Origin of the sequence: Belliella baltica DSM 15883 (genome assembly GCF_000265405.1) — a bacterium.
GTDB lineage: Bacteria > Bacteroidota > Bacteroidia > Cytophagales > Cyclobacteriaceae > Belliella > Belliella baltica.
Genome location: NC_018010.1, coordinates 1608022 through 1633056, shown reverse-complemented (window position 1 = coordinate 1633056; position 25035 = coordinate 1608022). Strand labels below are relative to the sequence as shown.

24 protein-coding genes are annotated in these 25035 nt (G+C 35.6%); 8 read left to right on the top strand and 16 right to left on the bottom strand.

The window, feature by feature from the left end; all coding sequences use genetic code 11:
- Positions 1 to 66: 66 nt before the first annotated feature.
- Positions 67 to 471 carry an OsmC family protein gene (locus BELBA_RS07560; protein WP_014772144.1) on the bottom strand — a complete coding sequence of 135 codons (405 nt, stop codon included), beginning with the start codon at positions 469 to 471 and terminating at the stop codon, positions 67 to 69.
- Positions 472 to 537: 66 nt separating this feature from the next.
- Here BELBA_RS07560 and BELBA_RS07555 point away from each other — a divergent pair, with 66 nt between their 5' ends.
- Both BELBA_RS07555 and lipA read left to right on the top strand, forming a co-directional pair.
- Positions 538 to 1269, top strand: a complete 732-nt coding sequence (locus BELBA_RS07555; protein WP_014772143.1) for a hypothetical protein — start codon at positions 538 to 540, stop codon at positions 1267 to 1269.
- Between the two features lie 62 nt (positions 1270 to 1331).
- Positions 1332 to 2210, top strand: coding sequence for a lipoyl synthase (gene lipA, locus BELBA_RS07550; protein ID WP_014772142.1), 879 nt, complete (start codon positions 1332 to 1334; stop codon positions 2208 to 2210).
- Between the two features lie 36 nt (positions 2211 to 2246).
- On the opposite strand, the gene BELBA_RS07545 is transcribed toward lipA, so the two are convergent.
- The 3 genes from BELBA_RS07545 to BELBA_RS07535 all read right to left on the bottom strand — a co-directional run bounded on the left by BELBA_RS07545 (position 2247) and on the right by BELBA_RS07535 (position 3890).
- Positions 2247 to 2687, bottom strand: coding sequence for a UPF0158 family protein (locus BELBA_RS07545; RefSeq protein WP_014772141.1), 441 nt, complete (start codon positions 2685 to 2687; stop codon positions 2247 to 2249).
- Between the two features lie 82 nt (positions 2688 to 2769).
- Positions 2770 to 3408, bottom strand: coding sequence for an alpha/beta hydrolase (locus BELBA_RS07540; protein WP_014772140.1), 639 nt, complete (start codon positions 3406 to 3408; stop codon positions 2770 to 2772).
- Positions 3408 to 3890 (bottom strand): cytidine deaminase, encoded by a 483-nt coding sequence (locus tag BELBA_RS07535; protein ID WP_014772139.1) that lies wholly within the window; start codon positions 3888 to 3890, stop codon positions 3408 to 3410. The genes BELBA_RS07540 and BELBA_RS07535 overlap by 1 nt, the downstream gene beginning before the upstream one ends.
- A gap of 138 nt (positions 3891 to 4028) precedes the next feature.
- Here BELBA_RS07535 and BELBA_RS07530 point away from each other — a divergent pair, with 138 nt between their 5' ends.
- Complete coding sequence (locus BELBA_RS07530) at positions 4029 to 5360, top strand: saccharopine dehydrogenase C-terminal domain-containing protein (protein ID WP_014772138.1); 1332 nt, start codon at positions 4029 to 4031, stop codon at positions 5358 to 5360.
- On the opposite strand, the gene BELBA_RS07525 is transcribed toward BELBA_RS07530, so the two are convergent.
- The 3 genes from BELBA_RS07525 to BELBA_RS07515 form a co-directional block, all read right to left on the bottom strand.
- Positions 5357 to 6070, bottom strand: a complete 714-nt coding sequence (locus BELBA_RS07525) for a tRNA1(Val) (adenine(37)-N6)-methyltransferase (protein ID WP_014772137.1) — start codon at positions 6068 to 6070, stop codon at positions 5357 to 5359. The two genes, BELBA_RS07530 and BELBA_RS07525, sit on opposite strands and share 4 nt — an antisense overlap.
- A 16-nt stretch (positions 6071 to 6086) precedes the next feature.
- The gene (gene rnhA, locus BELBA_RS07520; RefSeq protein WP_014772136.1) at positions 6087 to 6560 is read right to left on the bottom strand and encodes a ribonuclease HI; all 474 of its coding nucleotides are present in this window, start codon (positions 6558 to 6560) and stop codon (positions 6087 to 6089) included.
- Between the two features lie 87 nt (positions 6561 to 6647).
- Positions 6648 to 9080 carry a TonB-dependent receptor gene (locus BELBA_RS07515; RefSeq protein WP_014772135.1) on the bottom strand — a complete coding sequence of 811 codons (2433 nt, stop codon included), beginning with the start codon at positions 9078 to 9080 and terminating at the stop codon, positions 6648 to 6650.
- 366 nt (positions 9081 to 9446) lie between these two features.
- Between BELBA_RS07515 and BELBA_RS07510 the strand changes: the two genes are divergently transcribed.
- The 3 genes from BELBA_RS07510 (at position 9447) to BELBA_RS07500 (ending at position 12502) form a co-directional block, all read left to right on the top strand.
- Positions 9447 to 11498: an ATP-binding protein gene (locus BELBA_RS07510; RefSeq protein ID WP_014772134.1), complete on the top strand. Its 2052-nt coding sequence runs from the start codon at positions 9447 to 9449 to the stop codon at positions 11496 to 11498.
- Between the two features lies 1 nt (position 11499).
- Positions 11500 to 12126: a response regulator gene (locus BELBA_RS07505; RefSeq protein ID WP_014772133.1), complete on the top strand. Its 627-nt coding sequence runs from the start codon at positions 11500 to 11502 to the stop codon at positions 12124 to 12126.
- A gap of 145 nt (positions 12127 to 12271) precedes the next feature.
- The gene (locus BELBA_RS07500) at positions 12272 to 12502 is read left to right on the top strand and encodes a hypothetical protein (RefSeq protein ID WP_245531149.1); all 231 of its coding nucleotides are present in this window, start codon (positions 12272 to 12274) and stop codon (positions 12500 to 12502) included.
- A gap of 27 nt (positions 12503 to 12529) precedes the next feature.
- Here BELBA_RS07500 and BELBA_RS07495 read toward each other — a convergent pair whose 3' ends face one another.
- The 8 genes from BELBA_RS07495 to BELBA_RS07460 form a co-directional block, all read right to left on the bottom strand.
- On the bottom strand, positions 12530 to 13396 hold the full coding sequence (locus tag BELBA_RS07495; RefSeq protein WP_014772131.1) for a nucleoside phosphorylase: 867 nt from the start codon (positions 13394 to 13396) through the stop codon (positions 12530 to 12532).
- Positions 13393 to 14373, bottom strand: a complete 981-nt coding sequence (gene trhO / locus BELBA_RS07490) for an oxygen-dependent tRNA uridine(34) hydroxylase TrhO (RefSeq protein WP_014772130.1) — start codon at positions 14371 to 14373, stop codon at positions 13393 to 13395. Before trhO ends, BELBA_RS07495 begins: the two co-directional genes overlap by 4 nt.
- 84 nt (positions 14374 to 14457) lie before the next feature.
- On the bottom strand, positions 14458 to 15096 hold the full coding sequence (locus BELBA_RS07485) for an acetyltransferase (protein ID WP_014772129.1): 639 nt from the start codon (positions 15094 to 15096) through the stop codon (positions 14458 to 14460).
- A 55-nt stretch (positions 15097 to 15151) separates the two neighbouring features.
- Positions 15152 to 16447 carry a DUF2851 family protein gene (locus BELBA_RS07480; RefSeq protein ID WP_014772128.1) on the bottom strand — a complete coding sequence of 432 codons (1296 nt, stop codon included), beginning with the start codon at positions 16445 to 16447 and terminating at the stop codon, positions 15152 to 15154.
- A gap of 74 nt (positions 16448 to 16521) precedes the next feature.
- Complete coding sequence (gene pyrF, locus BELBA_RS07475; protein WP_041779278.1) at positions 16522 to 17340, bottom strand: orotidine-5'-phosphate decarboxylase; 819 nt, start codon at positions 17338 to 17340, stop codon at positions 16522 to 16524.
- A 69-nt stretch (positions 17341 to 17409) separates the two neighbouring features.
- A complete protein-coding gene (gene lolA1 / locus BELBA_RS07470) occupies positions 17410 to 18069 on the bottom strand; it encodes an outer membrane lipoprotein periplasmic chaperone LolA1 (RefSeq protein ID WP_014772126.1) in 660 nt (219 codons plus the stop codon).
- A gap of 41 nt (positions 18070 to 18110) precedes the next feature.
- Positions 18111 to 20603, bottom strand: coding sequence for an FtsK/SpoIIIE family DNA translocase (locus BELBA_RS07465; RefSeq protein ID WP_014772125.1), 2493 nt, complete (start codon positions 20601 to 20603; stop codon positions 18111 to 18113).
- A 60-nt stretch (positions 20604 to 20663) separates the two neighbouring features.
- Positions 20664 to 21707: a quinone-dependent dihydroorotate dehydrogenase gene (locus BELBA_RS07460; RefSeq protein WP_014772124.1), complete on the bottom strand. Its 1044-nt coding sequence runs from the start codon at positions 21705 to 21707 to the stop codon at positions 20664 to 20666.
- Positions 21708 to 21879: 172 nt separating this feature from the next.
- Between BELBA_RS07460 and BELBA_RS07455 the strand changes: the two genes are divergently transcribed.
- Positions 21880 to 22560, top strand: a complete 681-nt coding sequence (locus tag BELBA_RS07455; protein ID WP_014772123.1) for a hypothetical protein — start codon at positions 21880 to 21882, stop codon at positions 22558 to 22560.
- Here BELBA_RS07455 and xerD read toward each other — a convergent pair whose 3' ends face one another.
- Entirely contained in the window at positions 22561 to 23463 is a 903-nt protein-coding gene (gene xerD, locus BELBA_RS07450; protein ID WP_014772122.1) for a site-specific tyrosine recombinase XerD, read from the bottom strand. It lies immediately after the preceding gene.
- A gap of 369 nt (positions 23464 to 23832) precedes the next feature.
- Between xerD and BELBA_RS07445 the strand changes: the two genes are divergently transcribed.
- Positions 23833 to 25011: a hypothetical protein gene (locus BELBA_RS07445; protein WP_014772121.1), complete on the top strand. Its 1179-nt coding sequence runs from the start codon at positions 23833 to 23835 to the stop codon at positions 25009 to 25011.
- Positions 25012 to 25035: the final 24 nt, after the last annotated feature.

Below are 25035 nucleotides of genomic sequence, written 5' to 3'. Positions count from 1 at the left end.
ATTGATAAGACGCAAAAAATTATGAAAGTGCTACAAAGAAAAAAGAATTATGTTGGAATTACTCCTTTAAAAATTAAATATAATTGTTTGCTTGAGTTCTGGATGTAGGCTTAGGGCAACCGGGCAGGTTTTTGCTGCGTTTTTTAGTTTTTGAAGCATTTTTTCATCCTGAGGGGCATTTTCCCAATGAAACTCAACGATTATTTCTGCAATTTTTCTAGGTTGAGGATTCATGACTTTGGTTACTTCCCAACTCAATCCTTCCATCTCCAATCCATCTCTTTCCGCTACGATTCCCATGATCGTCACCATGCAACTTCCCAAAGCAGCGGCTACTAGATCTGTTGGAGAAAAAGCTTCTCCTTTTCCATTGTTATCTAAAGGCGCATCAGTGATTACTTCAGTCCCAGATTGAAGGTGATTCATTTGAGTTCTCAGATTTCCTAGATATGAACTTTTAATAGTAGGCATAAACTCTTACTTTTATTTTTGGTTTAGTAACTTAGAACCAAAATTAGCGTTAATTTCCTGATAACTATGACAAAGGGATTAAAATATATCATCACAGGCCTGTTTGCATTGATTTGGATCAACGGGTATGGACAGAGAGAAGATGCTGGGAATTATGAATATGACCAGGAAGTTTTTTTCGGTCTTAATGAAAACACGAATGGAGGGCTAATTGGAGGTGCTTCTTTTAAAATGGGTTTCAGATTGGACGATACTAATTTTCAGTTGTTCGGTCTTGATCTAGCCAATGTCAAAAACCCAAAAGAAGTAAGATACACCACAGTATTGGGCAACTCCTATGTTTTTGGCAAATCAAACTATCTCTACGCCATTAGACCTTATTATGGAAGAGAGATTATTCTATTCAAAAAAGCCCCACAACAAGGTGTTCAGATTTCAGCATTAGCAGCAGTAGGTCCATCAATCGGACTAATTTCTCCATACATTATAGAATATGCAGTGAGCAGAGTAGAGACAGTTCGCGAGCAATATAATCCAGAAGTGCATCAAAGTAGATTCAATATTTTAGGTCCTGGAAGAATTTTCGAAGGACTGAGTGAATCAGAAATCGCTTTCGGAGGAAATGCAAAGGCAGCACTATTTTTCGAATTTGGTACATTTAAATCAAGTGCCATTGGATTGGAACTTGGTTACCAATTAGAGGGTTTTACAAAGGAAATAGAATTGATGCCGACGACTGAAAACAGACAGTTTTTCCAATCAGCCTATTTCACTTTATATTATGGCTTCAGGAAGTAGCCAAACCATTGGGTTTATAAACCTAATACCTTTAATTTTGCCCAATCAATAAGCTAAAAGAGATGATTGAATTACCTGTAATTTCCGAAGAGACGACAAAAAGAAAAAAACCTGACTGGCTCAGGGTGAAGTTGCCTGTTGGAAAAGAATATGCTAAAGTCAGAAAACTCGTCGATCAACATAAATTAAATACCATTTGTGAAAGTGGAAATTGCCCAAATATGGGTGAATGCTGGGGAGCTGGCACAGCCACTTTCATGATTTTAGGAAATGTGTGTACGAGATCTTGTTCTTTCTGTGCCGTAGCTACAGGAAGACCGCCAGAGTATGACACTGATGAACCTAGAAGAGTGGCAGAAGCCATTCAACTTATGGGAGTAAAACATGCTGTAATTACTTCTGTAAACAGGGATGAATTGAAAGATAAAGGTGCAGAAATCTGGTATCAAACTGTCGTAGAAACTAAAAAACTTTCTCCTCAGACTACCATTGAAACGCTTATCCCAGACGTGAAGTCAAATTGGGACGCTCTTTATAGAATGATCAGTGGAGGACAAGAAGTAGTTTCTCACAACATGGAAACAGTGGAAAGTTTATATAGAAGAGTACGTCCACAAGCCAAGTATGCGAGATCTTTAGAACAAATCAAGTTGACCAAAGAATATGGTAAAAGAACCAAAACGGGCATTATGCTTGGATTGGGAGAAAGCAAAGATGAGGTGTTCAAAGCGATGGATGATCTTGCAGCAAATGGCTGTGACATCCTTACTTTGGGCCAATACCTTCAACCAACAAAAATGCACATCGAAGTAGCTGAATTTATCCATCCGGATATGTTTGCGATATATCGAGAAGAAGGACTAAAAAGAGGATTGAAATATGTAGAATCGGGACCATTGGTAAGGTCATCTTACCATGCCGAAAGACATGTTAATGTATAAAAAAACAGGCTGTGAATTTCACAGCCTGTTTTTTTTCTATTCATCAGCATAATTGAAAGCATCTACTTGCTCAAGCACCCAGTCTTTGTATTTGTCTAGTTTATATTCTGACCAAAGTCCATTGTATTTACCAGAATTGTCTATCAAGAACTTGAAACCGGTCGCAGCCTTAGGCTTGCTCAAGGCATTGAAGAGCTCGTCTTGGAAAGTTTTTTCCTTTACAACCCGATCTGCAAAATTTTCCATCATTTGATGTTCCTGATTGGAATCCATCTTGGTAAACTCAGCATAATTATCTGGATTTTCATCTATTTCATCCAAGACATCCTCTTCGTCGGGAGTTAGATCATAATTGAAATAGTCTTCGTCATCTGGTAGATGATAGATTTTTTTGTTGTTTAATTGATAAAAACAAATCATTCCTTTTTGAAGTAAGGAGGCGATTTTCTCAATTTCTTTTTCTGTGAGGGATAGCATTACAGAGTGTATGTAAATTTTTAGAAAATTAAGTAACTGTTGTTTAAAATCAAACTTTTTAAGGTCATGAAACGATTAAATTTTATTCAATTAGTTTTTCTAAAGTCGGTAGATGAAGTTCATGACCTCCAGGATATTCATATTTATCTACTTGAATATCTAAAACTGAAATTAGCTCATCTTGTTTTTGAATAGATTCCTTTGTGATAAATTCATCTTCATCACCCAAGACTAGTGTGACTGAAGTTTTTTTAAGATGATCTCCTATTTTTCCGATATTCAAATCATGCGCAAACCCTCCACCCCAGAGAATCAGTTTTCCTATAGAAAAATCAACCTGTCCAAGCCACCTACTTGCTGTTGCTGCACCTTGAGAAAAGCCTAGCACATTGATCTTCGGAATTTCATCATATTCTTCCAAGATATGATCAAGGAGTTTATTCAAATATTGATGATTATTGTCAATAGCCAACTCTCTTTCATGCTTGGTCATCCAGTTTGCACCAACTCTTCCTTGGAATCCTTGGAGATATCCATAATTCGTAGCCTCAGGAACAACAAAAAGACGATTTTCTGAAAAAAGTGTCTTAAACTTTCTCAAAAAATACTCTGCCAATTGCCCATAACCATGGAATAAAATCCAAACCTCTTTTTCTTTTCCCGTTGGAACCTGAGAAAGGTGATATTGTGCAGTGTGCTTGTAAGCAATTTCAAATTTCATCAACTATTCAAATCATTAAATCTAAATGGCAGCAATTGTTCAATCCCTGAAGCTTTGAGAATTTCTTCCTGAGGATTTAGCATCAAAATCTCTATTGGGCTTTCGAATTTGATCTCATATTCATTGATCGTCTGCCGGCAAAGCCCACAAGGAGTTACTGTAGCAAACTTCTTTTCAACCCTTCTCTTTGCTACAATTGCAATTTTCAATGGCCTGACTCCCGGAGAATTTGCCATGGCATAGCTTAAGACTGCTCGTTCCGCACATACACCAACAGGAAAAGAGACGTTTTCTTGATTATTGGCAGTGAAAACCTGTCCATTTTCCAAAAGCAATGCAGCTCCAACCAAAAAGTTGGAATAGGGCGCGTGGGCATGTTCGAGGATTGATTTAGCTTTTTCTATCAATTTTGCATCCACTTCCAACCACTCCTCTTTCGGGAAAATCTCCAAAGACACGTTTATTTCTATTTTTTTCACCATGTTTTAATTTAAAAAAGGGATTGAATTAACAAAAAAAAATCGGTTTTTGTTAATAATGATGTTTTTATTGATCTCGATTTTTTACAATCATTCATTTTTCACATCTTCGAATACCATTACTCTCAAATATCTTTTACTATGCACACCATTTTAATTTTAGGAACTGGAAAATCCTCAACTTATTTGATAGATTACTTAATTGGAACGGCAGAAGCAAAAAATAGACAAATCATATTAGCTGATATCAGTGAAAAAATAGCTGCCCAAAAAAGCGGACAAAGTACTTTCGTAACTGCAAAAGCAATTAATCTAAAAGACGACAAAAATCGACAAGAAATCATAAAATTATCGGATGTAGTAATTTCTATGCTGCCTGCCTTCTTGCATCCATTGATCGCTAAAGATTGTCTTGAACTTCACAAACATTTGTTTACAGCCTCATATGAGTCTGAAGAAATCAGAAGCATGAAGCTAGATGTTGAAGAAAAGGGTTTGCTCTTTTTGAATGAATGTGGTTTAGACCCTGGTATAGACCACATGTCAGCGATGAAAATTATCGACCAAGAAAAAGCAAAGGGAAATAAAATTAAAAGCTTCAAGTCCTATACGGGTGGAGTTTTGACCCCTGAAAGTGAGAACAATCCGTGGAAATATAAATTCACCTGGAATGCGAGAAATGTGGTTTTGGCAGGTCAAGGTGTTTCCAGATTTATAAGAAATGGAAAGTACAAATACATTCCTTATCACATGCTTTTTAGGAGACTTGAGACGATAAGTTTTGAAGATGTCGGTGATTTTGATGGCTATCCAAATAGGGACTCTCTAAGTTATAGACAAATTTATGGACTTGATGAGATCCCAACACTTTTAAGAGGAACGCTCCGTAGGGCAGGATTTTGTCAAAGTTGGGATGTATTTGTTCAATTAGGAATGACTGATGACAGCTTCACAATGGATCTTCCCGATGGATTTACTTACAAAATGTTTATCAATTCATTTTTGCCCTATGATGAAATCCAATCTGTCGAAAACAAAATTAAAGAGCTACTCCCTTGGGTGACAGAAGAGATTTTAGAAAAAATAGCTTGGCTTGGACTCTTCGAAGAAATAGAACTTCCACTTAGAAAAGGAAGTCCTGCGGCTATTTTACAGGTGATTTTAGAAGACAAATGGAGCTTGGAATCAGGAGACAAAGACATGATAGTCATGCAGCATTTATTTGAGATAGAAACTCCTCGCGGAACAAAAAAACTCACTTCAAGTCTAGTCTGTAAGGGCACAAACCAAACTTATACTGCTATGGCCAAAACTGTTGGATTGCCACTTGCGATGGCTGTCGACCTTTTTCTTGATGGGAAAATAAAAGTAAGAGGTCTTCATACGCCAATCATCCCTGAAATTTATGAACCAATTCTGAAAATGCTAGAAAAAGAAAATATTGGATTTCTTGAAAAAGTGAGTTTTAATTAGAAAATCAACAAGAAGTCTTTCAAAAGTTTTTGATAAGCTTTGGCAAAAGAACCATCAGGGTTTTTGATAAATAATTCATTTTCTAAAGTGAATTCGCTCCCGTATGAAAAACCTTGAATCACACGAATTACTTTTGTTTCCTGCTTGTCTTTTAGGTTTACTTTATGAAATGGAAGCAGCTGATGTATTTTGCAAATTTCTTCCAAATCCTGCATTTGCCGAGGAGGAAGTATAACCCAAAATTCTCCTGATTCATCTAGGCATTTAATCACTCCTGCCACAAGATCCTCAAAACTTAATGAATCATTGTGAAGCGCTTTATTTCTTTGAGCATCATTAGTTTTGATATGATCTGGAAAGTATGGAGGGTTACTCACGATCATATCAAATTGCTGGTCTGATTTGTCTGAATAAGTTTGAAAGTCTTGGTGTTTTACGCTAACTCTTTTCGCAAATTTTGACGCTTGAATATTTTCTAAAGCTTGACCAAAAGCACTATCTTCAATCTCCACACCAAACACAGTAGCATTGTCAAATCTCTGTGCAAGCATCAAAGAAATCACACCTGTACCAACTCCTACATCCAAGATTGAAAGAGGTGATTTTTTGCCAGCCAAAGCACCTAAAACGACTGCATCAGTACTGACTTTCATCCCGCATCGATCTTGATTTACAATGAATTGCTTAAACTTAAAAAAAGTATTTGACATAAGTTTTTATTGAAAATCAAAACAAACCAGACGGACTTTTATTCTCCGACTCGTATCCAATATCTGCTTTCAGGTTTTTCCCTTCTGCGGCAGCTACAGCAAGCTGATCACATCGTTCATTCAATGGATTCCCAGCGTGTCCTTTTACCCAAATAAACTTCGGTTTAAATTTCATATGAAGAGGAATGTATTTTTTCCACAAATCAACATTTTTCTTGTCTTTGAAACCCTTTTTCTGCCAGGACCAAATCCAACCTTTTTCAACAGAATCAACGACATATTTACTGTCAGAATAAATAGAAACTGGGATTCCTTGGACTTTCAGCTCCTGAAGCCCTCTGATCACTGCCAAAAGTTCCATTCTGTTGTTAGTAGTAAGTCTAAAGCCTTCTGAAAGCTCTTTTCTATGTTGATTGTAGAGCAATACTGTTCCAAATCCACCTGGACCTGGATTACCTTTTGCTGCACCATCTGTATAAATCGAAATCATCTTGCAAAGAAAGAGACTTCTAAAGACTTATCCTCTCTAAAAATAAAAAATCCAAAAAGCTAAGCCTTTTGGATTTTTTGAGAATGATTAAAAATCATCGTCTTCAAAACCGTCTCTTTCTCTTTCCTCTCCACTTCGCTTCTCTTTAAATCCCTCAAATCGGTAGGTAAATGACAAGGTTCCTATCCTAGTTTCTCTATTAAATAGCCTATCCTGAGTAAAACGCTGATCTTCTATTCTGATTTTGAAGATTCTAGTGTTGAAAATATCACTGACATTTAAGCTAATGGTAGCTTTGTTATCTAAAATATCTTTTCTTAAACCTAAATTTACTCCCCAAAGAGGTTCTATTTCGCCTTGTGGCAAAACAATAGGCCCTCGATAATCTCCCTGAATTTGCAGTGTAGCAAATTTTGGGATAGCCATATTAGCAAGTAAATTCAGTGTCCAAGAGAAATTTGAATTATTGAAACCTGACTCAATGTTGTCACCTTGAATTTCTGAATAGAAAAAGTTACCTGATAATGTCGCATCAAACCACTGTGTAACCTGAATTTGATTGATCAACTCAAAACCTGTACTGGCTCTACTATTTGCATTTTCTCTCATTTGGACTGCCACATTATCTTCATTTAAGCGAATCACTCTTGTCTCAACATCTGTAGAATATCGATGATAGACTGTTGCATTTAAAAGGTAATTTTCCCAGCCTTTCATGTATCCCACTTCATAACTATTCGTGAATTCTGGTTGAAGTCTTTGATTTCCGATACTCAGATTATATAAATCTCCAACTCTATAAATCGGAGCTAGAGCCCAAATATTTGGTCTTGAAATTCTTCTACTAAAATTAGCCGTAAACTCTTCTTCGGGCTTAATTTCATAACTCAAGTATGCACTCGGAAAAAGATTAAAATAATTATTTACAAAAGGCTCTTGCGTGCTTTCAAGTCGTGAAATCGTCTCTGTATATTCTGCCCTTAAACCACCTTGATAGCCTAACTTTCCAATTTTATTTCTGTAACTTAAGTATGATGCATAGACATCCTCTTTGAAATTGAACCCATCGCTGAAGAAATCATTCAATACAGGATTAAAATCATTCTCCTCATTTCCTTCAGAAAAATTCTGTGACCTGTTCCACTTTCCAAATGTACCTTTTAGACCAGTCTCTAAACTTCCTCCATTTAAAAAAGGCTTTTCGTAGTCTAATTGAAATACATATAAATTACTAGTCTGTGGGCGATCATTTAATTGTAAAATTCTATTAGAAGGAACTTCTTGGCTATTTTGATTGAAAAATGTCTGATTATATATTTCTTCCTGTGACCGCTCATCTCTAGAGAATGAAGCTGATGTAAAAAGTCTTTGTCCTAATGTGTCAAGCTCAATAGAATAATTTATCCCTGATTCAAAATTTGTAGAAACTCTCGTTTCATCAATATCTCGAACAAATAAGCTATCCAATTCTTGGCTTGAATTGATATTCCTTTGGTTTAACAATTCAGAACCACTTCGATCTCTAAAATTACCTTGAGCATACACCCCAAAAGTTTGATTTTCTGTCAATCTCCAATCGATTCCACCCCTTATCAAATGATTAATGTCTCTATTTAGCTGGTAAGAATCTTGATCTAGGATTGGGGAAACTCCCGTTAAATTTGATTCTCTAAAAGATTCACTTTCTCTGAATCTCCTTCTATCTTGAAAATTATAGGACATATAATAGTTTGCCTTTTCAGTTCCATAATTCATGTTGAGACCAGCGTTATATTTATCTCGCGTACCAATTGAAGCATTAACTTGCCCATTTAGACCTGTTTTTTCGTTCTTTTTTAGAATAATATCGATTATTCCGCCTACTCCCGCTGCATCATATCTAGATGATGGGTTTGTAATTAGTTCAACAGTCTTTATACTATTTGCTGGAAATTGAGCCAATACACTTTCTGCATCATCCCCTGAAAGGTTGGAAGGGCGTCCATTGATATAAATAAGTATGTTACCACTACCTCGCATTGAAATACTTCCTTCATCATCCATTTGAATTGAGGGAAGTGTACTAAGTAACTCAGATGCTGTTGCCCCTTCTGCGACAATACTATTTTCCACATTATAGCGACGTTTATCAATATCACTTTCAAACATGGATGTCACACCTTCTACTACTACTTCATCAAGACTTTGAGCATCTTTTCTTAACCTAACATTACCCACATTCTCTTCTGTTTTATCTCCAAGTGAAATGTTTTTGAACCGGCTTTCATAACCAATAAACCCAACTCTTAAAATGTAATCTCCCGCTGTAGTAGTAAATGAAAATGTACCATCCAATTCACTCACAACACCCGTAACTAAAGCAGAGTCACTTTCTGCAAGCAAGGCAATATTTGCGAATTCTAGTGGATTGGATGTTTCAGCTTCGATAACTTTCCCACGAATAGATATTTCTTGTGCTGTCAAAGGAAGAGTTGATAGCAATAAAAGTGACAGCAATAAATGCGGTAAAATGGTCTTCATGTTTTTGTATTTATAGATTATTTTGAACGCACACAAGGATATGTGTCACTCAAATCTGATTGATAATAGAGTATTCTGGAAGTTGAAAGGGAAATAGAAATATTAGAAATCAAAAGGACTCTGAAAATGCTACTTTTGATGGGATTCCCTAGACATGATGTATAGTATAAAATAAATTTTTACTTTATCTATACACATTATTAAACGGCATAGAAATTACATTGTTCACAAAATACATGTATATACATATATGGTCATATATGCTGTTGTCCTGAAATATTTTTATGTAAGGGGAGTTGTTAAAAGTTAATATTCAGCTATTTTTGATATTCTAGATAATTAATCTTTTAAAGAGTTTTAGTTTACATGCATCTAACAAAAAGAATTCAATCTATATTTTTACCATTAATATTGTGTATTTTTTTCATATTTAGTCTTGAATTATCAGCCTTTCAAATTTCTTTAAAGGACTCGATAAAAAATTATTTAGTCTCTGAATCATCTGAGAATGATAAATTCGAAAAATTAAAGGCAATCATTGATGGATTAACTCAAGACAACAAACAGGAAGATGTTATATTTTTTTATGAACAAGGAATTAAGCTAGCTGAAAAAACAGGGAATTTTAGAGAATTAGGTATTTGGTCAGTACAGCTTTTTGAAATTTTGAATAGTGAATCAAACACAGAAGAGAAAGCATTAGAACTGATGCTTCATGCATCAAAGTTTGTACCTCAGATTGATCAAAGTAGAACCCAAGGGAATATTTATTTAAAACTAGCTGCTGCCCATTACAACCAAACGGACTTTTCTGAAGCAATTGAAGCTTACACCCTCGCAATGAATTATTTCTCAGAAAAGGACTCCATTTTTGTGGCAGATGCCTTATTTTTCAGAGCACAGGCAAAGGATTATAGAGGAGAGTTGATTAGCGCCATGAATGATTATCAGTTGGCTAGAACCTATTACGAGAATCTTGAGGATCAAGATTATGTCAACTATGTTAACAATGGTATGGCAGTACTTTTTAGCAAGTATGGCATCTATTCAGAGGCAGAAAAAATAAGAAAACAACTTGCAGAAAATTACCTTGATCAAGGAAATATTTATGATTGGAGCATCATACTTTACAACCAATCCAGAGATTATGATAAGCAAGATAGAAATGATGAAAGATTTGATTTTCTAAACCGGGTCTATCAAAAAATCGGAAAAGATTCAATTGCAGATTCAGAGGTAAGAGCAATAGTCTGTCTTTCACTTTCAAATCATTATTCAGAAATCCAAGATTATGAAAATCAAGAAAAACTATATCAAGAGGCAAAACAAATCATTGAAGACGAACTCGATGGGAATTCTTTTATCAAACTCCCATTCCTCAAATCAAAAACACTGATTGAAGAAAGTAGAGGAAACTTAAGTGAAGCAAAAAACTTGATTCAACAATATAGAGAAGATGCCTTGGAAGCTGCAAATATGGATCAAATTATAGATGCTTATTTGATTGAGTCTCGAATTTCAAAAAATGTTGGAGACTTCAAAACGGCATTTGAAGCATTAGAAAAATATAAATCATTTAAAGATTCCCTTTTTCAAAGTAATCAAGCAAATAGCTTTGCATATTATCAGACACTATACGAAACAGAAAAAAAAGAACGTGAAATTCTCAATAAAACTCGAGAAATAGAACAAATTACAACCTCCACAAGAACAAAAATTATTACAATTGTCACTATTAGCTTATCTATAATTGCTGGACTTATCTTATGGTTTTTACTGAAAAACTTAAAGGCCGCACAGAAAGCAAAAATCCTTCAAGAAAATTTTTCTAGAGACCTCTTGCTCAGTCAAGAAACTGAGCGAAAAAGAATTTCTAAGGATCTACATGATGGCCTTGGACAAAGTCTCCTCCTTATCAAAAACAAAGTGGCAATGGACAAAGATGAGTCTGCAACGAACCTACTCAATCTAGCAATAGAAGAACTTCGAGGGATTTCAAGATCACTTCATCCATTTCAACTAGAAGAATTAGGATTGACAAATGCCATTCGTAATGTATTAGATCAGATTGACGAGGAAACAGATATTTTTGTTTCATCGGAGCTAGATGAAGTAGATGATTTGTTTGATGCTGATCAACAGCTTCATATTTACAGAATTGTTCAGGAAACATTTAATAATATTTTGAAACATGCGAAAGCTTCAGCGGTTAGGGTAACTATAATTCGAGATGAAAAAATGGTACACCTTTCCATTGCAGATAATGGAATTGGATTTGATTTTTCTAAGAAATTTCAAGACTTCCAAAGTTTGGGTTTGAAAACCCTCAAAGAAAGAACAGCTACACTTGGAGGAATAATGAAAGTTGATTCTGAAAAAGCTAAAGGAACGAGTTTTTCATTTTTATTTTATCCATAAAATGTCAGTAAAACTCATTATTGCAGATGATCATCCTCTCCTTTTGAAAGGCCTCAAAGACTTTTTGGAAGAGAATAATTATGAAATCTTAGGAGCAGCCTCAGATGGCGTCATTGCTTTACAAATGATTGAGAAATTCAATCCTCCTATCGCAATCCTAGATTTAGAAATGCCCAAAATGACAGGTATGGAAGTAGCAAAAGAATGCCTAAAAAGAGGGCTCAAAACTCGTATCATTTTATTAACACTTCATAGAGAAAAATATATTATTCAGCAAGCTAAAAACTTGAATATTTCAGGATATTTATTGAAGAATTTTGCTACCGAAGACTTGATTAATTGTATTCAAAAGGTAAGTGAAGGAGAAGATTATTTTAGTAATTTGATTTTTCCAAAAGACAAAAACCTGAGCCCTACCAGCACTTCTGACAAACTCACTCCATCAGAAATTAAAATTCTTAGGCTTATTGCAGACGGTGTTACTTCGAAGGAAATAGCAGATAAATTATTTATTGCAGAGAGGACTGTAGAAAAACATAGAAGCAACATTATCAACAAGTTAAAGTTAGACAAAAAGCATAACTCTTTACTTATTTGGGCCAAAAACAATAAAGGAATCTTATTCTAAAACCATTTTTTTGTCGATTACCCCCTAAAAATACGTGTTACTACGTATTGCCAAGCGGCTGTTCTCTAAGTACCTTTGATTAAAGTTAAATTTAATTCTTATGGAAATCACATGCACTTTTGGATCATTCAAGATCATGCAAACAATGGAAAACAAGGACGAACTTTTGATTGTATCAAAATGGAAAAGCCTAAGTAAAGTATTTGGTAGTAGTAGAATTTTTATGATAAATAAAAAAGAATCTGTTTTTGGTGTTTATGTATGCAAACAGGAATGTGCCGAAACACTGATTGAGTTAATTAAAAGTATAGATTACAGGGATTGGGAACATTTTAAGATTAACAGTGAAATTTTTTCAACTCGATTATTAGCATAAGGGTGATTACCAAAAAATGGCGGAATTTTATTCCGCCACTTTTTTTAAAGTATGCTTGATCAGATCATCTACGATTTCATAAGCATTGTCAGCAAACTCTTGAGTAATTCTATTTGCCACTATGGCATTCAAACTTAAAACTTCATGACCCAATAACCTCCCCATGGCATAATATCCTGAAGTTTCCATTTCAAAGTTTGTAATCCTGAATTTATCTAGGTTTACAGAAGCTAGCTTTTCAATGATATCTGGGATTGCAGGTTTTATTCTAACTTCTCTTCCTTGGGGACCAAAAAAACCTGGACAAGTTGCGGTATTTCCAATAATCAATCCTTCACTTAACAGATCTAATAACTTTTGAGACCCTTCAATACAATATGGAAGAAAAGGTAAATTCAATGAATCCTGAACTGCTCTAGCTACATTTTTTTCTAATTCAGAATATTTGGTAGTATAAAAAGCCATCAAAGTATCCAAGCCAATACCATAGGCTGATGCTAGAATCGAACCGGCAGGAATGTCTTTTTGCATACTTCCAGAAGTTCCAACTCTTATGATATCCAGACTTGTATGTTGCTTTTTTGGAAGACGTGTTTTAAAATCTACATTAACCAGAGCATCCAGCTCTGTCATAAAGATCTCAATATTGTCAGTTCCCATTCCAGTACTGATCGCTGTAATCCTTTTGCCCTTGAAGTGACCCGTATGTGTCACAAATTCCCTTTTGGAAACTTTGAGCTCTATGCTGTCGAAATACTTTGAGACTTTCTCTACCCTATCAGGATCACCCACAGCAATAACAGTTGAAGCCAGATCTTCTGGCTTCAAATTAAGGTGGTAAATACTTCCATCAGGATTGATGATCAACTCGGATTCAGGAATGCGCTTGGTCATGAACTGATCGATTTAGTTTTTTCTTTATCTTTTTTACGGACCAAACCTTTGTAAGGATTGTATCCATTTGTAATTTTCTGATAGTAGCCTGTTCCATCATAAGGTCTCTTTTCGGGATGTTCTTGACATTCTACGGAACATGCGCCATCAAGTTCCCAACCACAATTTTCACAAATTGCTAAGTGTTCATTGCATTTAGGGTTAGCGCAGTTGACCATTCTATCTGAGTTTGTTCCACAAACATGACATTTGGAAACGATTGTAGGGTTTACCTTATTGACATCAACTGCAATTCTATTATCAAATACGTAACATTTCCCTTCAAAATCTTCTCCACCTGCTTCCAAACCATACTTTATAATTCCTCCATGTAGCTGATAAACATCTTCGAATCCTTGATCTAATAAAAATGCAGATGCTTTTTCACACTTAATTCCTCCTGTACAATAAGTGAGTACTTTTTTTCCTTTCAGGTGCTCAAGTTCTTTTACTTTTTCAGGAAAGTCTCTGAAATTGTCGATATCTAAAGTAATGGCGTTTTTGAAGTGACCTAATTCGTGTTCGTAATTTGATCTTACATCCAAAATCACCACATCTTCCTGATCTTTGAGTGCTTTAAATTCATTAGGGGCTAGATGCTTACCTGTTTTTACTTTTGGATCAATGTGTCTTAAACTACTGTGAACAATCTCAGGCTTTACCCTTACATGAATCTTGGTAAAAGCATGCTTGTCATGGTCTTCTACTTTAAATTCAGTTTTGGCAAATCTAGCATCACTGTGGATATAAGCCATGTACTTTTCGCAGTCCTCTTTGAGACCCGAAACGGTACCATTCAATCCCTCAGAAGAAATGATAATTCTTCCGCGAATATTGTTTTCAATACAGAACAAATGATGTTCTTCTCTGTATGCTTCTGTATCCTCGATATCAGCATAGCAGTAATAAAGTAAGATACTGTAGTCTTTGTTTTCCATAACTAGAGCCTTGTTTCCGACAAGGTGTTTTGGTTTATTTTGAATAAGAAATATTTAATACTAGCTCGAAAGCCTATTTATTTATTATTTTTTGATTGGAGCTGCTGGATTTCCAAATACTGTATCGTTAGCTTTCACATCTGAAATTACTACCGAACCAGCACCAATCCTTGCATTTTTACCCACCGTGATTCCAGACACCAAAATAACTCCTGAACCAATAAATGCACCTTCTTCGATAATAACATTTGAGTTTGCGATCGAGCCAGCACCAAGCTGCACAAAATCTCCAACTTTCGAACCGTGATCTACTATAGCTCCAGAATTGATAATACAGTGACTTCCAATCATGGTTCCTGCACCTATATTAACTTTTGCATTCACAAAATTCCCATGACCAATTGTAGCATCTGTAGAAATGTAGGCAGTTTGATGAATTGCATTGATTGGCTGCACCTTCCGGTTGTCATTCAACATCTTCACCAAAAACTGTCTGTATTTATTATCATCAACAGCTACGAAGGCCTCACATTTTTTACCCACCAACTTCAAAAACCCTTCATCTTCTGGGTTTCCAAGAATTGGGACTACGTTGATTTCTTGACCATGCAATTTTTCATCTTCATCCAAAAATCCATACACAACCACTTTATTGCTATTAAATATCTCTAATGCTGGGTGTGCAATACCTTTAGCTCCTAAAATAATTACTGGTTTTTCCATAATTCTTTCTTAATTGAATGGCAAAAGTACTGCTTATTGCGGTTTTTAACAAAAGTCATTTTTTCGCTGGCTTGAGTAGATTTTGTCCAACTTTACAATCAAGACATTTTTTGAGCTTACAATAACTATGAAATTGACCAATCATTCCCTGTGTATCAAAAGCAGATTTTGGTTCCCAATTATGAGTTTTGAACTTTCGAATAATAAAATTCTCCTCAGGGACCATTTCTTGCAGGAGATCAAAACACTTTTCCTGCCAAGTGCTATCTTGAATATATTTTCCATAAGCAAACCACAAAGGCACCACAAAATTGATTAATAACAAATTGATTGTCTGATTACTGAGCGATTTTGACAGGTTTCCAGTAGAAGGCTTATCTACCTGATAATGATACTGCCAATATTCAGGAATTTGAATTGAAAAGAATTTTTTGAAGTTGAGAAAACTACTAGTTTCATGAAGCACACCAGATAGCAAACTTGGGTTTTTGGCAATAATTTCAGCAACTTGTACAATCCTCAACGTTGGAAAATTACCTGGTCTCACCCCCATAAATTTCCATTCAGAAAAATGCATAGGACTTCCTAAGTTGTATTTTTTGTGATAAAAATCATATTCTCTCTTCAGCATCTGACCATAATCGTCACTTACAGATGCAGGAATCAAACCTGCTTGACCTAACATTAAAGCTTGAATAATTAGACTATTGCCACTATGTTTTTTTAGTGTCTTAAATTGAATCATCTGAGACAAGTTGAGCATGGATTCACTATTCGTTTTGAAACCAAATGCATTCATCAACCACCGAAAGCAAGTCTCCTCCCAGTCAGTATTACTTTGCTCTAACAAATCTAAAATTAGTTTTGCCTTGCTTTCCAATCGCTCAACTAGCGCTTTTTCCAAAGTAGAAAAACGAATAATATCAGGAATAAAATCAAGTCCTGCTGCACATAACAGTTCCCCCTCTCCATTCAGAAGTCTTTCATAATTTCGAATGACATCCAAAAGAACTTTCCCCTTCAAAACTAATGTTGGAATCGACGTCCCATCTTTCCTAAGAATCGGTTTATCATCATCCCAAACTACATGCAATACTACGCTATTGTATCTGTCATCACTGTCATGATCATGATTTTTCCAATCAGAAGATTTGCGATGAATCTCCACATGACCATAATAATCAAAATTCCCTAGGTGAATTTGAGCTTCCAAAAAATCTGGACCTTCATAAAAATTATGATAGCCAATTTTGATGATCGAAAGCGGAGTACCTTCAGTGGTCTGTAAGCCGTTTTTATCAAAATATTGATATTTCCATACAGATTGCAGGAAGTTTTCTTGAAAATCCATCTTTAAAAATTTTATATAAAACAATCATTACCAACACAATAAAAATAAACTAAAAAATTTTATTACAAAAATCTTTAATAACAATACTTGTCCAACAACTCAGACATTTCTTGCTGTAATTTCATTGCCTCCACTTTTGCAGCAGCAGCAAAATCCTTTTCTTGACTTGCGTAAATGATCCCCCTTGAAGAATTGACTAGCAACCCACAAGTCGCATTCATTCCAAACTTCGCTACCTCTTCAAGACTTCCTCCTTGTGCTCCTACTCCAGGAACTAAGAAAAAATGCTCAGGAACAATTTGACGTACCTCAGCAATTTTTTCTCCTCTTGTCGCACCTACTACATACATCATGTTGTCGGTATTTCCCCAAAGTTGACTTTTTTCTAGCACTTCTTGAAATAGAGGTTTTCCTGATTTTGACGCGATCAATTGGAAATCCAAACTGCCTTCATTTGATGTCAATGCAAGCAAAATCACCCATTTCCCTTCAAATGTCAAAAATGGCTTAACACTGTCCACTCCCATGTATGGTGCTACTGTAATTGAATCAAAATCCATTGTCTCAAAAAATGCCTTGGCATATAGACTTGAGGTGTTTCCTATGTCTCCGCGTTTTGCATCGGCGATTGTAAAAATATCATTTGGAATATACTCCAAGGTTTTTTGCAAGCTTTCCCAACCTTTAGGTCCAAGAGCTTCATAGAAAGCAATATTCGGCTTATATGCAATGGCCAAATCAGCTGTTGCATCAATAATTTGTTTATTGAATTCAAAAAGTGGATCACTATTTTTTCTAAGGTGTTGAGGGATTTTAGTTAGGTCGGTATCTAGACCGACACATAAAAATGAAGATTTTTGCTTGATTTGATCAAATAATTCTGCCTTGTTCATGCCTCTATTGGATTTGGGCAAAAGTAGGTAATTTTAGCTTAAAAAATAAAAATGCACCAAAGCTATTCTTTAGCGTAAATCAATAACTTCTACTTTTCCATATTTTGAAGCATTGAAAACAAAGTAATCATCAGGAAGGGAGGTTTTAGTATCTACAGATTTAAATTGGTACATTAATTTACCTCCTTGATCATCAAGGATTTCCCAACCTACTAAGTCTTTTTTATTTTTATCCACCATTAGAGTTACTTTCTCGAAAGGCTCACCCGATTTTTCGGCAGTTAACTCAATAATCTGAACAAGGACTCCGTTTAGAGATTTCTCTCCTTTCAAAGCGTAATTGTATCCTTTTTTATAAATCGTATAAACAGAAGAAGGCTTTAATTCATCTTCCATATCACTCGCAGAATTGATGGTTACTTCTTTGTAAGTACCAGAATTGATAAATGTCCAAACCGTCTTACCATCATTAAAAATTTCTTGTCCTTGATCAGGAAGTAAGAGATGATATTTATTTCCTTTGATCGCAATCTCACCAGTTTGACTTTGAGGAGAAGATTCCCCTTCCAAGCTGTAAGAGTATTCAAAAATAGCTTTTAGACCTGGTAATGATTGGTATTTTTCACTTACGGCATCTAAAATCACTTTGGCTTTTGGGTCTTTTTGCGAAAAAGCTAACCCCGAGGATATAGAAAATATAAGTATAAACAGTAAACATCTTTGTAACATGGCCGTGAACTTGTCTCAGTTTGATAATCGAATATTAAGTTTTACAAACTACTCAACAACCGTTCCAAACTCGCCTCGTCTTGAATCAAAACTTCTCTTGCTTTGCTCCCTTCAAATGCACCTACCACGCCAGCTGCTTCAAGTTGATCAATTATTCTTCCTGCTCGATTATAGCCTAATTTCAATTTTCTTTGAATTAAGGAAGTGCTTCCTTGCTGATGCATAACTATTAACCTAGCAGCATCATCAAAAAGAGGATCTCGGTCAGCCAAATCAACATCAAGGTTACTACTGTCTCCCTCTTCTCCGACGAATTCAGGCAGTAAGTATGCGTCTGGATATCCTTTTTGCTCTCCAATCCAATCACAAATAGCATCAACCTCAGGTGTATCTAAGAAGGCACATTGTAGACGGGTCATTTCCGAACCCGTAGAAAGCAACATATCTCCCATCCCTATCAGTTGATCTGCACCTCCGGCATCCAAAATTGTTCTACTATCAATCTTAGATGTCACCCTAAATGAAAGCCTTGCAGGAAAATTGGCTTTGATAATCCCTGTAATCACATTCACTGAAGGACGCTGTGTCGCAACAACCAAGTGAATCCCAATTGCTCTAGCCAATTGAGCCAATCTCGCTATTGGTGCTTCAATTTCTTTACCAGCAGTCATCATTAAATCCGCCAATTCATCAATGACAAGTACAATATAAGGCATGAATCTATGTCCCTTCTCTGGATTCAGTTTCCTTGCTACAAATTTGGCATTATACTCTTTTAAATTTCTACATCCTGCATCCTTAAGTAAATCGTAGCGATTGTCCATTTCAATACAAAGTGAGTTGAGTGTATAGATCACCTTTTTTGTATCGGTAATGATTGCCTCTTCAGAACCTGGAAGTTTTGCCAAAAAGTGTCTTTCGATTTTGTTGAACAATGTCAATTCCACTTTTTTTGGATCTACAAGTACAAACTTTAATTGTGAAGGGTGTTTTTTGTAAACCAAAGAAGCCAAAATCATATTCAAACCTACTGACTTCCCTTGTCCGGTAGCTCCAGCCATCAGAAGGTGTGGCATTTTTGCCAAATCCATTACAAAAACTTCGTTAGAGATAGTTTTCCCTAAAGCAACAGGAAGGTCTTTGTCACTGTGCATAAACTTTTCTGTGCCTAAAACTGCTCGTGCAGGTACTAATTCTCTATTCTTATTTGGAACCTCAATGCCTATAGTTCCCTTTCCAGGAATTGGAGCAATAATCCTAATTCCTAGAGCCGCCAAACTTAGCGCAATGTCATCTTCCAAATTCTTGATTTTGGAAATTTTTACTCCTGGATCTGGGACTATTTCGTACAAAGTAACTGTGGGCCCAATAGTCGCTTTAATTTCTTGGATACCTATTTTAAAGTTGACAAGGGTCTCAACAATCTTGTTTTTATTTTCCTCTAGTTCTTGGCGTGTTACAGTGACTTTTTTGACATCATATTCATTTAACAAATCAAGCGTAGGATATTGATACTTTGGAAGGTCTAAAGTTGGATCATAAGGATCAAGATTTGAAACTTCATCAGCTGTTTTTTCTTCTCCTACTGGAGTTACAGAAAATTTCTTTGCTTCCGTTTCCTGAGCCTCAATTTCTTCTTCGTCAGGCAAATCTTCGGCTCCTGCTATACTGAATTCTAGTTCTGGTGTAGCCTTTTTATCTTCCTTACTTTTGTTGATTGTCCAAGAACTTCCATCATCATTTTTTTTACTTTCTAATTCATCAATATCATCATCAGAGGAGCCGTACAATGCTTTAAATTCATCATTCAAATCACTTTCTAATACAGTGTCATCTATATCGCTTTCTTCATTATCTGCATCATTTGACACCTCATTTTCTAAGTGTTTATCAGCATTTGAAAACCAATTCAATTGATCAATATTGAAGAAAAAGACAACAAAAATCAATAAAGCACCTGCGATCAGAGCTATAGTTCCCCATCCTAGAAAGTCATTTCCTAATTTCCCCAATTCATAACCGAAGCCTCCACTCAAGTTATTCAGAGCTGAGTATCCTTCAGTTAGCTGAACAATATAACCAGTCAATAAACCAATCCACAGCGTGAAGAAAATGGCAAATATGCTGTAACGCGTTAAGGAGATAAATCTATACTTAAACGTGAGTTTGATGCCCAATAAAATCAAAAATGGAGGCAATAAAAACGCAGCAATTCCAAACCATCTTTTGATGAAAACTTCTGCGAGATAAGCTCCAAAATAACCCTGCCAGTTCTTGGTTTGTGTGGCATTTTCTCGTAAACCCAAGTCTACCTCTGATAAGGTACTTTGATCAGCTTCTCCAGTAAACAAGAAACTTATGAATGCAAAAAACATCACCAAACCCAAAACTATAAGAACTATTCCTATTGTGATTGGGATTTTTTTATCTTTCATAAATTCTAAAGAAAACTTTCTGGAAGGCTTCGCTCCAGCTTTTTCTCTAGACTCATTTTTTTTTCTAAAAGTATTTGTCTTGGGGGTCGATGACGCCATAATTTGAACTTATCAATCTTGATGTGAAAGTGATTTATTCGAAATATACAGAATTCTATTTTATTGATTTTGGAAATGTGACAAAAGCCCTTTTTTGATTTTTTTGATCATTCCTGGACCTTCATAAATCATTCCAGAGTAAACCTGAATCAAACTTGCTCCTGCTTCCAATTTTTCAATGGCATCTTGAGTTGTGAAAATCCCTCCAACTCCAATGATTGGAAAAGATCTGTTTGATTTATCAGCCAAATAACGAATAACTTCTGTACTTCTTGTCCCCAGTACTTTTCCACTCACACCACCTGCACCGATAGATTCGACTTGCGAAGCATCCGTTTTCAACCCACTCCTATCAATTGTTGTGTTCGTAGCAATCACTCCATCTATTTTTGTCTCTTGAACGATCTCTACAATATCATCCAATTGGCCATCTGTTAAGTCAGGTGCAATTTTTAATAAAATTGGCTTTAGCTTACCTTTTTTGTCATTGGCTTCTTTGACTGCCAAGAGGAGTCGCTTCAAAGGTTCTTTTTCCTGCAAATCTCTCAAATTAGGAGTATTCGGTGAGCTCACATTTACTACAAAATAGTCAACATAAGGATGTAAAGCTTCCAAGCAAATCAAATAATCTTCTACAGCATTTTCATTTGGAGTTAATTTATTCTTGCCAATATTTCCCCCAATAATTACATCTGATTTTCTACTTTTCAATCTTTTCACTGCTTCTTCAACTCCCCCATTATTGAATCCCATCCTGTTGATCAAAGCTTCATCTTGTGGAAGTCTAAAAAGTCGAGGTTGTGGATTTCCTTCTTGAGGCTTTGGAGTCAAAGTTCCAATTTCAATAAATCCAAAGCCCAACATAGACATTTCATCAATCAACTTAGCATCTTTATCAAAACCAGCTGCAAGTCCGATAGGATTTTTGAATTTCAAGCCGAACACCTCTTTTTCCAAACGGGAATCTTCAAGTCCAAATTGACTTCTAATAAACGATTTGACTATTGGCAGATTGAAGGTTCTCTTGATCCATGAAAAAGTAAAATGGTGAGCGGACTCTGCATTTTTTTGGAAAAGGATCGGCTTGATGATGGATTTGTACACTTGGTTGGATTTTAATTGCAGCGCTAAATTACAGGATTTAAAAATCTTTTGCGAAGCAAATCGAAAATTCAGGAAGAAATATAACAGAAGGGCATTTTAAACCATTAACTAAACTTCCTATATACTTTCACGTAAAAAATACCAAGTCTATCTACTCTTTAATATCATTTCTATGAAAAATTCAATTTCTCTCCTCAGTCTCTTTTTTCTTCTTTCCTTTACCGCCTACAGTCAAAGCGAAATCGCAGGGATTCATATCAATGCAGGAATTCCAACAGGAGATTTTCAATCGGAAGTTGGTAGCATGATTTTTCCGTCAATCAGTGTCAGTGGCTCATTTAAAATTCCAAAAACACCCATATTTCTTGGCGGAGAATTAGGTTATAGCAGGTATGGCACAGCAATGACCCGCAGCAATAATATCATCAATGGTACAGATCAGAGTTTCCGAATCAGAAGAAATAACAATGCGGTATATCTTTCCGGTATGGTGAGAGTAATGCCTGAAACACCATTTTGGGTTCGTCCTTTTGTAGAAGGGCAGTTTGGTGGAATTCACGCTTACACCCGATCAAGGGTGAGAGAAAATCGAATTTCAGAGCCGCTTTCTTCAGGAACCGAGCTTGCAGATTGGGCATTGATCTATCAAATAGGTGGTGGACTGATGATTCCTTTGGATAAAAACAAAGAGACTTTTTTAGAATTGCGAGTGAATTATGTCAATACTGGGAGTATGAACATCCTTACGGAAGGAGACGCGAGTTACAACGATCAGGGAAATGTAACATTGAGTCCAAGAAATACAGCTTTTCATTTGATTCAGCCAAGTATAGCCGTGAAATTTGCGTTGTAATCATTTCCTCGGATGAAATTCATTGAGCACTTGACGTAGATAGTCTCTATCTAAATGCGTATAAATCTCGGTGGTCGTAATACTTTCGTGACCGAGCATTTCTTGTACTGCTCGGAGATCTGCACCGCCTTCTATCAAATGTGTTGCGAAACTATGTCGGAAAGTATGTGGACTTACATTCTTTTTAAGTCCAATAACCTCCACTTGCTTTTTAATGATCAAAAAAACCATTACTCTAGTCAGTTTTTTACCCCTTCGATTGAGAAAAACATATTCTTCTTGGCCTTTGGCGATGTTCAGATGAACACGAAATTCTTCCAAATATATTTTTAAATACTTTAAAGCATCTCTTCCTACAGGTACTAGCCTTTCTTTATTCCCTTTTCCGATCACTCTCAAAAAGCCAATGTCTGCGTAAACATTTCCTATTTTCAATTCAGTCAATTCAGAAACGCGTAAGCCACTGGAATACAAAATTTCTAACATAGCTCGGTTTCTATGTCCTTCGGGATACCCCAGCTCAATTCCATCTAGGATTTGGCTAATCTCGTGATAGCTTAGCGTATCAGGCAATTTCCTTCCAAGTTTAGGGGCTTCGAGCAGCTGCGCTGGATCTTCGAAAATCAAATCTTCATACATCAAAAATTTGTAGAAAGCTTTAATTCCAGAAATAATTCGGGCTTGTGTATATTCAGAAATCTCAAGCTCAGCTAATCCATTTATAAAAAATTGAAGATGCTGAAGTTGAACTTGTAATGGACTAATTTCGGGGAAACTTGTTTCCATATAGCGAATCAATTTTGTCATATCTTGCTGATAAGCCAAAATGGAGTTTTTGCTCAAAGACCTTTCGATTTTGAGATAATGTTGAAATCGCTTGAGATAAGAAGTCCAATCGGACATATTTGAATTTATTTCGGAGATTTTATTGCAACATGAAAATTAATGTATTTGACTCAATGATCTTTAGACCATATCTTTTATAAATAGAGAGCAAATACCTTTGTATCAACGTTGCCTTCTTGAGTAAATAAAGTATAGATTGCTAGAGCAGAATCACTATTTTTTTTGCCAATCCACATCAGTTTGAAAGATAATTTAAAATAGGTTAATTTTTCTTCATTATTCAAGCTTCACTTGCTCAAAGATTCACTTTTTATTTGAATCCTATATCTGAAAAAACAGACTTATATAATTTGAATAAATCTTTGCAGATTAGAAATCGGGTAACCTAAAAAGTATCCTTAACTTGGTCTAAGAAAATTTACAATCATGAAATATTTTCCTATAATCCTTGCTTTTTTTGGACTTTTTAGCTGTCAAAAGCAAGAGAATAAAACCCTGACTCTAGAGGAGACGACTACTGCATCTACTGAAAAAATCGAAGTGGCGGTTCATTCAAGGGTTGATATGACCAATACTGAAGTTAAAGAAATTGCTAGTCTTTGGACAAACTATTTGAACACAGAACCAGACAAAATCTCCGATAATAACAACTGGAATAAAGAAGAAAAAGAAATTTATAGAGATTTTGATCTTTCTAGAGCACTTCTATATCAATTCCCTTCCAAGGACCTTTTACAATATTTTAAGCCTAAAATTCTATCTATCACAAAAGAAGGTGAAAATTACAGCATTCGAACAATCTATTCAGCTGATGGACTTGAAGGTGAGTATAGCAAATCTGATCCTTGGGCAATCCAAAAGTTGTATGCTATAAAAGAAGACAAGTCCTGGAAATTAAAAAACTCCTTACCCATCTTAACAGCCGATTGGGCGAAAAAGAAAATAGGTAAAATTACTTTTATCTACCCTTCCAACCATACTTTCAATCAATCCATGGCTGAAAAGGCTGGTGAGTTTTGCCAAAGCATAATCGAAGAGTTTGAATTCCCAGACTATGAGCCTTTTGACTATTATATTACTCAAAATGGTGACGAATTAGGGCAGCTTTTAAATTTTGACTTCTTCTTTGCAGGTTATACAACTGGAATTGGCTTCAATGAAAATAGAATTCTAATGAGTGGATTTGGTTCAGAATATTATCCTCACGAATTTATTCACTTGATAGTCCCTAAATTTGATAGGCACAGTTTATTAGAAGAAGGTTTTGCTACATGGAAGGGAGGGCAAGGTGGAATTAGCTTTGGTGAAAGTGCCAAAATCTTTGCAAATGCTTTGTCAAGAAATGAGGCTGTAACTTTTTTGGAGATTATAAATAAAAAATGGGGTTGGGAATATGCATCATTCTACACTTCGGGTGCCATCCTTTGCCATGCAGCTTTTGAAAAAGGTGGTGTAGCGTTGGTCAATGAATTGTTGACAGTTCCACAAAATGATGAAAGGTTAATTAAAAACCTCTGTTTGATTTTCGATATTGAGGAAAAAAACTTTGAAGCATTTTGGAGAGCTGAAGCGTTAAAATTCAAAAGTGATTCAAATTCAAAATAACATAGAGGATAGGAAACTAAAAAA